The following is a 14532-nucleotide window of genomic DNA, read 5'->3' as shown; positions in this document are numbered from 1 at the left end:
CTCTGTACTAGGAATGATATTTAATAGTATACACTATCTATATAAAAAAGTACATATTTACATTTGACTTTCATAACATATATCTATATAATTATAAGACAATAATATATGGGGACGTAAAGGTTTCGACAGGTATGGATGTATCTTAGAAAGCGAGCTGGTGTCTCACTCGACCATAAATCAGTGAACCTTAAATTAAACGCAGAAGAAAATTTTGCATTAGCTGCATAAGCTACGTCACACCTTCTCTCGCCCGTGGAGAAGGATGTGGCGTCAAACTACGGGCTAGCTAGTTCTATCCGCTCAATTAGAGCTAGTTAAATCTCATGAGCTAGAATAGCTTAGGTTGTTGATGTCCAAACACTATTCGAAGTTAAAAACATCAACTGCGCTCGGAGAGGTCTAGGGGGCAACATGTTTGGACAGGGGTTCGACTCCCCTCGTCTCCACCACAATACCAAATGAAATAACCGCTTATTCATAAGTGTTCGCAAGTGTTCGCGAATGCGATGAATAAGCGGTTTTTGTTATTTTTGTTTCTTTTTTATGTTCGTAAGTGTTCGTATAGTTTGGGGGATTTTGCCCATTTTTTGCCCATTCAAAATTCACAAAGTGCGTGACGGGATTCTTATAAATTCCTAGAATGTATGACGCACACCAACTTTGATTTGCCAGCTTTGTCGTACTCGATCACGGGTGGATCGTTGCGCCTCAAGGTACACCTGTTCTGTCTTAGCTCGATTCATGTAGGCGAATCCTAAGCCGTAGGTGAACCAATGCCCTTTGTAAGAAAGTTGTTGTGTCGTACTTTCATTAAATGTAAGAGTTCGATTGCCGAGGAATTCTTTTTCATACATCACTTTCACATACGGATTCCATGCGGTGCAAGATGACTTATCTACTCCTGCCCGTACGCCAATGCGACCTATTAAGCTGTGCATAGAACCTAATTGACTATGTAATCCATTGGACATATCCATGCTATACCCTTTGCTCGCTTCATAAGTAAGCTGCGCTTCTGGTTGTATAAATAACCCCTCACCATCTTTACCAGATCGATACATACGTTTTCCCAGTTCCACAGATGCCAAGAAAGAGTTCACATGCATAGTAGTTGAATGCAAGGCTTCGTTAGAATAGTTAACCAAGTCAAAATCACCTTGAGAACGTCTCACTTTACCAACTAGATCTACATACACATTAGTATCCTTATACAATCGAGTGGAATAGAAACCAAGCTCAGTACCTGATAACTTTGCATGGCCTTGGTATTCATCAAGGGTAGCTGTCGATTGCATCATTCCTACGGTGAAACCACTATAGTGAATCCATGTATCCCGTGGATGTATCCAATTATAGCCACCTTTGAGTCCCCAGTATCGTTGTTGGTAACCACCATGATGGGAAGAGTCAAACTTGCCATTCGTATAATTAGCCCATATCGTATTAGACCGTTCCACATCTTTATGAAGATGAATTTCTCCTAACCGCTGCACCAATGTTTCTGTATTGCCTAAGTGTAAATTATACAATAAGTTATCGAATTGAATGGTCGAGTGTGCACCTGGTGTCAATTTTCCTTTACCATCATCCTCATAAGGGAATAGATACCAGTTATTTACATTTGCATCATTAATAGAAACAACTTTTGAATCCGTAGGTCTGCCTAATGTATATAGGTAGGCCCCTTTTTCGATGACAGTTTTAGGAAGGCTAGGCTTTTTATCATCTGTAGGAACTGCCACATGATTATCTTTATTAAGTAATGAGAATACCGCCTTATGATCCTCTGGTCTACCTAAACTTTCCACTAATTGCAACACTTCTGAGCCCGTAGATTTGGACTCTGCCATATTTTGGAAATGAATACCATGTTCTCCTTCACTACTAGAAGTAATGGTGAGTTTGTCTGTATCACCAGACCCAACATTCCCAGCCATGTGGAATACACCGCCAGTTCCTTTTAAACTGTCCACAGTTAAGGAGATCGGTACCTCTGTATCACCAAATCGAACTTCGCCTGCATTAGATACATCTAATCGATTAATCTTAGAGTTATCAGTCATTTCCCAATAATTGCCATTATCTACTTTCACATTGATCGTACCACCAGGATTGTTGTCCGCCTTACCAATCAAGTAGGAGTCCTTCGTCAATAGGTTAACATCAACTGTGCCTCCATTCGCAGCAAATACATTACCTACTATGGTTGTCGTATCCTTACCAGATACAGTAATAGTTGTATTCTTGCCACCTGCTACTAAGGCAGGGTCTATTGGATTACCATCAATGTTTAACTTTTTATTGAAAGTTATGGTATTCGCGTTCGTATCACTATCTGCATCAGTTTTCGCCAGTACACCTACTTTTGCGTTTCCATTACCACGCATAACAATCGACACATCACCGTTGAACGTACTATTTGTGATATTATTCGCATCTTTATGTATTTGCGAGATACCAGTTCCGGAGCCTTCTGTATCTACTTTAATTGATAACGATGAATCTACATCAGAGGTTATGGTTGTACCTGCTCCCGAATTCGCTTTATCTTTTTCAATGCGTATACCATATCCATTCGCCATCGCCTCAGTGGCAATGCTGTTCTTGCCTTTCCAATGAATGAAGTTGCTACCAGTCCCTGCTTTTCTTGCACTCACCAAGTTCAAGCCATAGGCATAGGCACCTTTTGTAGTGATATTCGTAGTATATAAGGTAACTGTGTTTGTACCTTGATTCTCAGATCCTATATCAATACTTCTAGCCACGTAGTTGGATGCTGTTTTCACATCACTATGTGTAAGATTCACTGTATTTTCGCCATTCTCAGCGCTCATTTTCACACCGTAGACCCACGGTTTCCCGGTAGATGTAGAATCAGTGGTAACCGTTGTATTCTGTAGGTCTACCAAGTTTTTACTAGGCTTTTCATTAGCATCTGTTGCCCCAGTTGTATCATTCAAACTAGAAGATACTTCAATGCCATATACTTCATCGTTACCAGTCGTGGAAATATTGTTCTTAGCACCTACAAGAGTGATTCGATTTTCACCGTGGGATTCAGCATTGACATACATGCCCCACACAGTACCACCAGCGCTCTTTGTAACCAAATCCGTATTAGCCTTCAAATTAAACTCGGAGAAACCATAATTTTCCGTATCCGTATTGACATGTAATGTATCCTTTGTGTTATTCGCTGATTCATTAGTGATGGTAGATACAAAGTTCTTTCCTTCTTTTGATGCCACGTGAACACCACCATGATAGTTCACATTAGATAAAAATCGCATCTCTGTATCCGTATTGCCTGAGATAGTACTTGTCACATTTCCATCAAAGGTAAGACTTGATCCACCTTTTTCAGCTTCAAGCGTATCCCTAGTAGACACAGTGCGATACCGATTTTCCCCATTATTTTCTAGGCGGAACGCAGCCAATTCCAAATTATTTGTAGTGGACTCCATATTCATAGTCAAATCATCATGAAAATGCACATGGGATTCTCCTCCTTGATTCGTTTGTTGAAAGAATCCATTCACACGCTTTTCATAGGACTTTAAATTTCCAGGATTAACCGTTTGCGCGTGGGTATCCATAGTCACTTTCTTTAAAAAGTTCACCGTAGACACTGGTTTCGTCACATCACTCGAACCTTCTCCGACTACTTTTACCACATTGAACATAGGATAAAATTTTCCATGATATGTTTTATGGGTTGTAACATTAAAATTTGTATTTGCATCAAAATTAAGAATCGTTTCTGACCGATCAACCAGCTTACTGTTGGAGTTATACACATGTACCCCATCTTGCCAATCAATAGATGTACCATCATCTACATGAATGAAATGAATCGTCCCATCAGACGCTATTGTCGTTTCCGTAGTTGGTTTCGTCCGAATGTCATTCGGAGCTGTCATATTTCGATTTGTGATAATTTCATTAACTGTATCTCCGTCCTTCATATACTTACTTTTCGTCCCTAAGATAGTGCCATCAGCATATTTATACTCATACTTAATTTTTGTAGCACTATTTTCAGTAATAGTACCCCCATTTTTAGCTAATTTCTCATCGAGGGAAATCGTATCCACCGTTTTCCAATCATTTCGAGTTACCGTGTCTACAGTAAAGCCTTCCCCTCTAGCTAATAAAGGAATCGCCGCCAATACTAGTAATGCTAAATGTTTATGTTTCACACGTATTCTCCTCTCTTTTTTTAATCTATGTGCCCAACCTAGATTAAATTGCCAAGATTGTGACATTTTATACTTCGTGAATCCCTCCGCTCCCCACACAGTAGAGACCATGGACATGGCAATTAAGCCTAACAATAACTTGTTTCGTTTCATATTGATATATGACACAAAAAGTTTGAAATAACCCGCCTGTAAATGAAATTATCAATCAGTTACCCTCATTCTACTCCTTTTTTATGACTTTATCTAGTTGAAATGTACATTTTTCATGCTATATGACTAAATAGTATACGTATAGTTACGCTTTTAAGTATATTTGATTTTATGAAATACGAAATCTTTTTCACTTTTACCTATGACAAAACGACTCATCAAGGAATCCTCAATGAGTCGTTCTTTCTATCTCTATGCAATTAAATTTGAGTCATTACATAGTATATCCATCTTTTAGCAGACGAAGTAATCCTTGTACGGATGTGGTCACTTCATCGATTTTTACTGTGCTTGTAGAACCATCTTTACGTACACGCAATTCTACTTCACCAGATTCGATGGTATTTTTACTTACTGTAATACGAACAGGATAGCCAATCAAATCAGCATCTTTAAATTTAACGCCTGCACGATCTTTACGGTCGTCCAATAATACATCAACGCCAGCTTGTTTCATCTCTTTATACAAGCGTTCACTTACTTCCATTAAAGCTTCATCCTTCGCATTGATAGGAACAATGACAACCTCAAATGGAGCAATCGCTACTGGCCAAATGATACCATTTTCATCATAACTTTGTTCAATCGCAGCTGCCAATGTGCGGCCTACACCGATACCATAGCAACCCATTTGGAATGGAGTTGGGCGACCGCCTTGGTTCAATACGGTAGCATTCATAGATTCGGAGTATTTTGTACCCAATTTGAATACTTGACCTACTTCAATACCTTTGTCGATACGAAGTTGACCACCACACTTAGGGCATGGATCGTCTAAGGTAATCAAACGAATTGGTGCTACGATGATGTCATCTACATTGAAATCACGGTTAGGATTGATATTAATATAGTGTGCATCTGCTGTATTAGCGCCACCACATACATTGTGTAAATTCATCACTGTTTCATCCACTACAATGGCGAACTCTTCTGATTGTGAAAGTCCCACTGGGCTAATGAAACCTGCTGTTAATCCCACACGAGCTAAATCTTCTGGAGTAGCCATTTCTGGTTCAATACCACCTTCTACAGCACGTTGTACAGCAATTTCATTTACTTCATGGTCACCGCGAACAATAGCTAAAATAACTTTACCTTCAATGTTGTACACTACGGCTTTAATTGTTTTTTCTAATGGTAATTCCAACATATCTGCTACAGCTTGAATTGTTTTTGCATCTGGTGTAGATACAGTTTCTAATTCCTTAGCTTCTTCTACTTCCACTTCCAATGCTTTTGGTTGCCCAATTTCAATATTCGCTGCATAGTCACATTTTGTGCAGTGGATGACATCTGCCTCTCCAGATTCCGCCAATGCCATAAACTCAAAACTACCAGAACCGCCAATAGCGCCATTATCTGCTTCTACTGGTTTACATGTTAAGCCACAACGTTTGAAGATTTTGCTATATGCTTCATACATATCCCAAAAAGATTTGCTCATACCCTCTTCGTCGATGTCAAAGGAATAGGCATCTTTCATAATGAACTCACGGCTACGCATTAATCCGTAGCGTGGACGACGTTCATCGCGATATTTATTTTGAATTTGATACAAACTCAACGGCAATTGACGATAGGAGTTTACTTCGCCTCGAACTAGATTAGTTACCATTTCTTCATGAGTGGGTCCTAGACAATATTCACGGCCATGACGGTCGGAAATACGCATCATTTCTGCACCGTACGCAGCCCAACGACCAGATTCTTCCCATAATTCACTAGGTTGAAGAATAGGCATCATAATTTCTTGGCTGTGAATGGCTGCCATTTCTTCACGGATAATGGCATTAATTTTATGGATACTGCGCCACGCTAATGGTAAATAGGTGTATAAACCACCTGCTACCTTACGAACAAAGCCAGCGCGTAGCATTAATTGTTGGCTAATTACATCAGCATCGGATGGCATTTCCCGTAATGTTGGTGCATATAAGCGACTTGCTAACATAACTTACTCCTTTATATTTTTACTTTTCTTCTAACGTTAAAAGATATTGATCGATTTCAGCAAATAAGGTATCTACTAATTCTTGTTCTGGTACAGTTTTTAACACTTTTCCTTTGCGAAAAATAATTCCTTGTCCCTTTCCTCCAGCAATACCAAAATCTGCTTCTCGTGCTTCTCCAGGACCATTTACAACGCAGCCCATAACAGCTACACGAATGGGAGCTTTAATAGACTTCAATCGCTCTTCTACAATCTCTGCCATATTAAATAAATTCACCTGGCAACGACCGCACGTAGGACAAGATATCATAGTAGCTCCAAAGGTACGAAGCTCCAAAGAACTAAGAATGGTCTTGGCCACTTCCACTTCGTGAATTGGATCTCCTGTTAAGGAGACGCGGATCGTATCACCGATACCATCGGCTAAGAGTGTTCCAATACCGATAGCAGATTTAATAGTACCTTGTTTGATAGTTCCTGCTTCTGTGACACCTAAATGCAATGGATATGGTATTTTACTAGATAATTTCCGATATGCTTCAATCATTAAGGGCACATCTGTGGCTTTAATGGAAACTTTCATTTGTTCATATCGTAAAGATTCCAAAATACGAATATGTTCTAATGCGGTTTCCACCATACCATCCGCTGTAGGATGACCACCATGAGCATCTAATATATGTTGTGGTAAGGAACCGGCATTGACACCAATTCGTATAGGAATCAATTTAGGCTTAGCTTTTTCCACAACTTTTACTACATTATCGATACTACCAATATTTCCTGGATTAATGCGAAGGCCATCGATGCCACTTTCAATAGCTTGTAATGCTAAGCAGTAGTCAAAATGGATATCTGCAATGAGGGGAATCATGGCACGTTCTTTGATAGCTTTGATGGCTTTTGCTGCCGCCATATCAGGAACGGCTAAACGCACCAATTCACAACCTGCAGTGGCAAGACGATTGATTTCCTCAATAGATTGGTCTACTTTCACAGGATTTGTTGTAATCATAGACTGAATACTGACAGGTGCTTGATTTCCAATATGTACGGTACCCACTTGAATACCTTTTGTCGGTTTACGTTCTATCATAGAATACCTCTAAAATAATCGTAGAATATCTTGGAATGTAGAATACACAAAGACTAATAGCAATAGACCTACACCAGTCATTTGAATGTATTGCAATGCTTTTTCTGGTAATTTTCTGCCTGTCATTCCTTCTAGTAGTAACAGTATCAAATGACCCCCATCTAGTACAGGTATAGGCAATAAGTTAATCACCCCAAGGTTAAGGCTCAATAAAGCGGTAAATAGCAACAAACTGATAAAACCATGTTGTGCTACTTGCCCCGCCATTTGTGCTACACCGATAGGACCAGCTACATCGCCTTTACTGTGCCCTGTTACAATATTCCATAAACCTTGTACCATATCAGCAAGAGTAGATCCAGTATGTGTCAATGCTTGCACTGCAGATTCACCAATACCGTACTCTTTTACTTCTAATACTGGATTGATACCGATGACAGCTCTATCACCAGATTCACGAGGAATGACAGTGGTAGATATACTCTCACCATTTCTATCTAATGTAACAGATACTACATGATTACTATGGCCTTTCAGAGACTCTGTAATATCCTTCCATTCTGTAATGGATTGACCATTGATAGATACAATTTTATCTCCTTTTTGGATACCAGCTGTAGCTGCTGGATTTCCTGCTAAGGTATCTCCGATAATTGGTTCATGAGATGGAATTGTAGTGCCATGAAAGGCGAATACAAAAAAATATATCACAATAGCCAACAAAAAATTAAATGTAGCACCCGCAGCGATCACGATAAATCGTTGCCATACAGGTTTGCTGTTGAACCCACGGTCACCTGCATCTTCAGAAGGATCCATACCAGCAATTTTGTTGAATCCACCTAATGGCAAAAGACGTAAAGAGTAAAGTGTTTCTCCTTTTTGTTTTTGTATAACATTAGGGCCAATGCCGATAGCAAATTCATCAACACGCATGCCGCAGGCTTTCGCCGTTAGAAAATGTCCTAATTCGTGAATCATAACAATCACCCCGAATACAAAGACAGCTCCTAAAATTGTAATTAACATGCACTTCTCCTTTGTATTTCTTTCGTAGCTTCTTGTCTTGCCCACGCATCCATGCTCAGTACATCATCAATAGATGCAGGTACACCATTATTCATGCGTCCAAGAACGGTTGAAACTACTTCATATATATGTCCATAAGTAATTCGTTCATCCAGTAAAGCATACACCGCCATTTCATTGGCTGCATTGAATACAGCAGGTGCATAACCACCTTCTTTTCCCACTGTGAAAGCCAGCCGTAAGGCAGGAAAATCATCCCACCTAGGTGCCATAAACTGAAGATCTAATCCCTTAGTAAAATCTAAATGTTCCATTTGTAATGGATATCGTTTTGAATAGGTCATCGCATATTGAATAGGCTCACGCATATCTGGATTCCCTAATTGTGCTAAAATAGCTCCATCTTTCATTTGAATCATAGAGTGTACAATACTTTGGGGATGTACTACTACATCAATATGATCGTAATCGAAATCAAACAACCAATGAGCTTCAATGACTTCTAATCCTTTATTGAATAAAGTAGCTGAGTCAATAGTAATTTTGTTCCCCATATTCCATGTGGGATGGGCTAAACAATCCTTTGCTGTTGCTCTATAAAGATCTTCCGATTTCCAATGACGTAAGGCACCGCCTGAAGCTGTAATAATTAACTTCTCAACATTACTTTTATCTTGCCCTTCCAAACACTGAAAAATTGCACTATGTTCACTATCAATGGGTAAAATCGACACGCCATAGTCTTGTGCTGCCTTTGTAATCAAAGAACCACAAGCCACTAAGGTTTCTTTATTAGCAAGTCCAATCGTTTTTTTGGCCTGAATCGCAGCCATAGTTGGTTCAATTCCAGCTGCTCCTACTACGGCAGTGACCACCATTGTCGCTTCTGGCAAGGTAGCTGCCAGAATCAAGGCTTCTTTGCCTCCTACAATCTCTGTAGGCCCTTGATAACGATCTTTCAGTATAGAATAAGCCCGCTCATCTACAACACCCACCATAATTGGATTAAATTCTGTAATTTGTTGTTCTAGCAAATCAATGTTGCTATGTGTTACTAATGCCACTGCTTGAAATTGATCTGGATGTTGACGAATGACATCTAACGTTTGTGTTCCTATAGACCCCGTGGAGCCTAAAATACTTATAGCTTTCATAAAGGTCTCCTTAAGATTAAATCATTACAGCATAAGAATATATGCCAATACCAATGGTGCCGCAAATAGTAGACTATCAAAACGATCTAAAACACCACCATGACCAGGCAATAATGTACCAGAATCTTTTTTATTTGCTTCACGTTTTAATTTAGATTCAAATAAATCTCCTAGCGGTGCTAATATGCCGACAATTATACCTATACCAACACCAAAATTCATTGGTAATCCTAAGCAAATAGAGCCAATCCATCCTGTCAAAACACAGCCAATGAAACCACCAATAAAGCCTTCTAAGGTTTTATTAGGGCTAATGCTAGGTACAATGTTTCGTTTACCAATGGAGCGACCCACAAAATAGGCAAATGTATCACTAGCCCAAATAGAGATTAGCACAAGCCAGATGACAGCCAAACCGAACCCATCTTGATCTGCGTAATAGCTCGTATTTTCATAGATTTTATTATCACGTAACACCATCAGTGCTATAAAGCCACTTGTGACATACAACAAGCTACTGATGGTAGATTGTACTGCTGAAAGCGTTATTTTTCCGTTGCAGAAGGTATATTCAATGACCATAGCCAACATCACAAAAACGCCTAGAAATATTGCTAATGGATAGTTACCAAACACTAAGGAACCGCATACAAGAACAATATAAATTAGTCCCCATAATGGTAACAAACGGCGTTTCATATGGCGAAATAAGCTGACACACTCTACCCAACCAATGAAAGCCAACACGGACATCACAAGATTAAAAAATAGGCCCCCATAGGTGATGGCAACCGCCAACAAGACAACGCCAATCAAAGCTGTGATGAGACGGGTTTTTAACATATTATTTCTCCTCTTTTAAACCACCAAATCTACGTTCACGCTGTTGGTATGCCAAAATGGCTTCTTCCAACACCTGCGGTGTAAAATCTGGCCAATGTAAAGGGGTAAACCAGAACTCTGCATAGGCAATTTGCCATAGTAAAAAATTGCTGATACGTGCATCATTGCTTGGTCGAATCAGTAAATCTACACGGTCAAATTCTTGTGTATCTAAATAGGAAGAAATCAATGTTTCTGTAATATCTTCCTCTGAGATGATACCGCTTGCCACATCCTGGACAATCCGCTTTGTAGCTCGAGTGAGTTCGTCACGTCCCCCATAGTTAATTGCTAATTGCAAAGTAATTCCTGTATTTTCTTGTGTCAAATCCTCAGATTCTTTGATGATGTTTTGTAACTCTTCAGATAGCTTAGTAATATCTCCCACAAAACGAATACGCACGCCTTCCGCATGCATTCGCTTTACATTTGAAAGTAAATACTCTTTAATAAGACCCATTAACAGGCTGACTTCTTCTTCTGGGCGTTTCCAATTTTCTGTGGAAAAACCATATACAGTCAGTGCTTTCACACCAAATCTTTGGGCAGCTTTCACAATATCCTTTAATACTTCCGCACCTGCGCGATGACCCATACTCCGTGGCATGCCTTTACGCTTTGCCCATCTACCGTTACCGTCCATGATAATGGCAATATGTTCTGGAATATTCGTTGGATCTATAGTCGGTCTCTCTTGATGTTTACTTTTCTTCCATAAGTTTTTTAGCATACTGTACCTCATTTGACTGCGCCACATGACTGGCTACCATAGGATGAAAGAGAACTATCTCCCATGCGCCTTCTTTTACTATGACACGGCCTACATAACATTCTTCGGAAGAAATGGAAAAGAACCGATTATAGTTCTTTTCTATTTTTGTAGTAAAAGGGATAGAGGCAGCCTGCAAAAGAGACTGTGCAAGCTGCCATGGAAATCCCAAAATAGATGTATGCTCCATTAGACAGACATAACATCCTTTTCTTTTATATCGCGAAGTTCATCAATTAATTTAATTTTTTTGTCAGTCAATTTTTGAACTTGTTCTTGTCCATCTTTTGACACATCTTCAGTAATTGTTTTCGCTTTTTCTTCTTTTTTGATTGCATCATTAGCATCACGACGAATGTTACGGACTGCAACTTTAGCATCTTCTGCTTTTTTGCTTACTACTTTTACTAATTCTTTACGGCGTTCTTCTGTCAATTGAGGGATAGCCAAACGAATAGCCTCACCATCATTATTAGGGTTTAATCCTAAATCAGATGTTAAGATAGCTTTTTCAATAGCACCAATCATAGTTTTATCCCATGGAGCGATTAAAATCATGCGAGGATCTGGAGCAGATACGTTTGCCACTTGATTAACAGGTGTTGGGGCACCATAGTAATCTACCATAACGGAATCCAACAAAGATGTATGCGCACGACCTGTGCGAACATTAGCAAATTCATGTTTTAAGGATTCAATTGTTTTATCCATGCGCGCTTCTTCGCGGCTAATAATTTCTTTAATTTCCATAGTGTTCACCTTTTATTTTACGATAGTACCGATGGCTTCTCCCTTAGCAGCACGTGTGATGTTACCAGGAATATCCATGCTAAATACAACGATAGGAATATGATTATCTTTACATAATGTAGTTGATGTAGCATCCATTACTTTCAATTCTTTGCTGATTACATCCATGTATGTTAATTCATCGAATTTTACAGCATTTGGATTTGTTTTAGGGTCGGAATCGTATACGCCATCAGCAAATTTTTTCGCCATTAAAATAGCATCTGCTTCGATTTCAGCAGCACGCAAAGCAGCTGTTGTATCTGTAGAGAAGTATGGATTACCCGTACCTGCTGCAAAGATAACAATACGACCTTTTTCTAAGTGACGAATAGCACGACGACGAATGTATGGTTCTGCTACTTCTTGCATTTCAATCGCTGTTTGAACACGAGTTGCTACGCCTGCATTTTCAAGAGCATCTTGTAATGCAATAGCATTCATCACTGTTGCAATCATACCCATATAATCAGCAGATGCACGATCCATACCTTTAGCACTACCGGATAGACCACGCCAAATATTTCCACCACCTACAACGATAGCAATTTCAATACCACTTTCTTTGGAAAGTGCAGCAATTTCCTGTGCCAATGGTTCTACCACTTGTGGGTTAATGCCAAATCCTTGATCACCTGCTAAGGCCTCACCGCTAAGTTTTAATACGATACGTTTAAATTTACGTTCACTCATGTCCTTCTCCTTATGACGTTTCTAACAAATAATTCAAAAATAAGAGAACACTTGCGGTGTTCTCTTATCTCCGTACTTATTTACCTACAGTAGCCATAACTTCTGCAACGAAATCGTCTTGTTTCTTTTCGATACCTTCGCCTAAAGCATAGCGAACATAACGACGTACGTTAATGTTTTCACCGATTTTAGCGATTGCTTCATTGATCATAGCTTGTACAGTTTTTTCACCGTCTTTAATGAAAACTTGTTCTAATAGGCAGTTTTCTTTATAGAATTTTTCAACGCGGCCAGCTACCATTTTTTCAAGAACTGCTTCTGGTTTTGGTTTACGGCCAGCTTTAACGTCTTCTTCAGCTTCTACTTTAGCTTGTTCCATCAATACAGCTTTTTCATGTTCGATTATATTAGCTGGAACATCTTCACGTTTTAAGTATGTTGGGTTAGCTGCTGCAATTTGCATTGCTACATCTTTACAAAGAGCTTGGAAATCATCAGTTTTAGCAACGAAGTCTGTTTCACAGTTTACTTCTACTAATACGCCGATACGTCCACCACCATGAATGTAAGATGCTACTACACCTTCAGCTGCAATACGACCAGCTTTTTTAGCTGCCGCTGCTAAGCCTTTTTCACGAAGGAAGTCAACTGCTTTTTGGATATCGCCATCAACTTCTACCAATGCTTTTTTAGCATCCATCATACCTGCGCCAGTCATGTCGCGTAATTCTTTTACTAAAGCTGCTGTAATTTGAGCCATGATTTTTCCTCCTATAAATAATTAAGGTAAGACCTTAGCCTTACCTTAATTTTACATCGTTATTACTTATTTATCAATTAAGACTATGTCTGTATATATTGTTAAATAATCTTACAGATTCTTAAGCTTCTTCGGAAGCAGTTTCTGTACCGAAAGCGTCTTGTTCACCTTGACGACCTTCTAAAATAGCGTCAGCCATTTTACCAGCTAATAATTTAACTGCGCGAATAGCGTCATCATTTGCTGGGATAGGGAAATCAACTTCGTCTGGATCACAGTTAGTGTCCACAGTAGCTACTACAGGAATACCTAATTTTTTAGCTTCTGCGATAGCGATTTTTTCTTTTTTAGGGTCAATTACGAAAAGTGCACCTGGCATTTCTGGCATATCTTTAATACCGCCAAGATATTTTTCTAATTTTTCCCATTCATGACGAAGACGAATTACTTCTTTTTTTGGAAGAACTTCGAATGTTCCATCTTCAGCCATTTTTTCTAATTGTTTTAAGCGTTTAATACGAGCTTCGATAGTTTTGAAGTTAGTCAACATACCGCCCAACCAACGTTCGTTAACGAAGTACATATTCGCACGAAGAGCTTCTTCTTTTACAGCTTCTTGAGCTTGTTTTTTAGTACCTACGAAAAGGATTGTTTTACCTTCTTGAGCTACTTCACGTAAGAAATCATACGCTTCTTCTACTTTTTTTACAGTTTTTTGAAGGTCAATGATATAGATACCATTACGTTCAGTGAAGATGAATTTAGCCATTTTAGGATTCCATCTTCTTGTTTGATGTCCAAAGTGAACACCAGCTTCTAATAATTGTTTAAGTGATACTACTGCCATGTTGGCACCTCCTGTTAAAAAACCTCCGCAACTCTCATCCCTCAGCAAACGCGAAATTGCGCACAGAACTGATAGTCTAGTTGCGTGTGTATTCATACTTGGTTAGTATAGCACAAAATGTGGGGTGAAAGCAAGGGGAAATCATGC

At 39.2% G+C, this 14532-nt stretch carries 12 protein-coding genes and 1 other RNA gene; 1 reads left to right on the top strand and 12 read right to left on the bottom strand.

What is annotated here, in order from left to right:
- The first annotated feature begins 110 nt into the window (after positions 1 to 110).
- Positions 111 to 452, top strand: a transfer-messenger RNA (tmRNA) gene (gene ssrA / locus EO118_RS02910).
- Between the two features lie 186 nt (positions 453 to 638).
- On the opposite strand, the gene EO118_RS02905 is transcribed toward ssrA, so the two are convergent.
- The 12 genes from EO118_RS02905 to rpsB all read right to left on the bottom strand — a co-directional run bounded on the left by EO118_RS02905 (position 639) and on the right by rpsB (position 14385).
- Complete coding sequence (locus EO118_RS02905) at positions 639 to 4202, bottom strand: autotransporter outer membrane beta-barrel domain-containing protein (protein ID WP_164723900.1); 3564 nt, start codon at positions 4200 to 4202, stop codon at positions 639 to 641.
- Between the two features lie 427 nt (positions 4203 to 4629).
- Positions 4630 to 6366, bottom strand: a complete 1737-nt coding sequence (locus EO118_RS02900; protein ID WP_127068547.1) for a proline--tRNA ligase — start codon at positions 6364 to 6366, stop codon at positions 4630 to 4632.
- A gap of 19 nt (positions 6367 to 6385) precedes the next feature.
- Positions 6386 to 7462 carry a flavodoxin-dependent (E)-4-hydroxy-3-methylbut-2-enyl-diphosphate synthase gene (gene ispG / locus EO118_RS02895; protein WP_127068546.1) on the bottom strand — a complete coding sequence of 359 codons (1077 nt, stop codon included), beginning with the start codon at positions 7460 to 7462 and terminating at the stop codon, positions 6386 to 6388.
- Between the two features lie 9 nt (positions 7463 to 7471).
- A complete protein-coding gene (gene rseP / locus EO118_RS02890) occupies positions 7472 to 8491 on the bottom strand; it encodes an RIP metalloprotease RseP (RefSeq protein ID WP_127068545.1) in 1020 nt (339 codons plus the stop codon).
- Positions 8485 to 9645 (bottom strand): 1-deoxy-D-xylulose-5-phosphate reductoisomerase, encoded by a 1161-nt coding sequence (locus EO118_RS02885; protein WP_127068544.1) that lies wholly within the window; start codon positions 9643 to 9645, stop codon positions 8485 to 8487. The genes rseP and EO118_RS02885 overlap by 7 nt, the downstream gene beginning before the upstream one ends.
- Positions 9646 to 9669: 24 nt before the next feature.
- On the bottom strand, positions 9670 to 10488 hold the full coding sequence (locus EO118_RS02880) for a phosphatidate cytidylyltransferase (RefSeq protein ID WP_127068543.1): 819 nt from the start codon (positions 10486 to 10488) through the stop codon (positions 9670 to 9672).
- Between the two features lies 1 nt (position 10489).
- Positions 10490 to 11257: an isoprenyl transferase gene (locus tag EO118_RS02875; protein WP_127068542.1), complete on the bottom strand. Its 768-nt coding sequence runs from the start codon at positions 11255 to 11257 to the stop codon at positions 10490 to 10492.
- Positions 11229 to 11486, bottom strand: coding sequence for a hypothetical protein (locus EO118_RS02870; RefSeq protein ID WP_009352768.1), 258 nt, complete (start codon positions 11484 to 11486; stop codon positions 11229 to 11231). The genes EO118_RS02875 and EO118_RS02870 overlap by 29 nt, the downstream gene beginning before the upstream one ends.
- A complete protein-coding gene (gene frr / locus EO118_RS02865; protein ID WP_009352764.1) occupies positions 11486 to 12046 on the bottom strand; it encodes a ribosome recycling factor in 561 nt (186 codons plus the stop codon). The genes EO118_RS02870 and frr overlap by 1 nt, the downstream gene beginning before the upstream one ends.
- 12 nt (positions 12047 to 12058) lie before the next feature.
- Complete coding sequence (gene pyrH / locus EO118_RS02860) at positions 12059 to 12778, bottom strand: UMP kinase (RefSeq protein ID WP_009352746.1); 720 nt, start codon at positions 12776 to 12778, stop codon at positions 12059 to 12061.
- Positions 12779 to 12854: 76 nt separating this feature from the next.
- Positions 12855 to 13538, bottom strand: coding sequence for a translation elongation factor Ts (gene tsf, locus EO118_RS02855; RefSeq protein ID WP_009352758.1), 684 nt, complete (start codon positions 13536 to 13538; stop codon positions 12855 to 12857).
- A 121-nt stretch (positions 13539 to 13659) separates the two neighbouring features.
- Complete coding sequence (gene rpsB, locus EO118_RS02850; RefSeq protein WP_062402636.1) at positions 13660 to 14385, bottom strand: 30S ribosomal protein S2; 726 nt, start codon at positions 14383 to 14385, stop codon at positions 13660 to 13662.
- Positions 14386 to 14532: the final 147 nt, after the last annotated feature.

It is taken from the genome of Veillonella sp. 3891 (assembly GCF_003992315.1).
Taxonomy (GTDB): Bacteria; Bacillota; Negativicutes; order Veillonellales; family Veillonellaceae; genus F0422.
The sequence above is the reverse complement of the archived record's forward strand: the minus strand, read 5'-3'. Positions and strand labels throughout refer to the sequence as shown.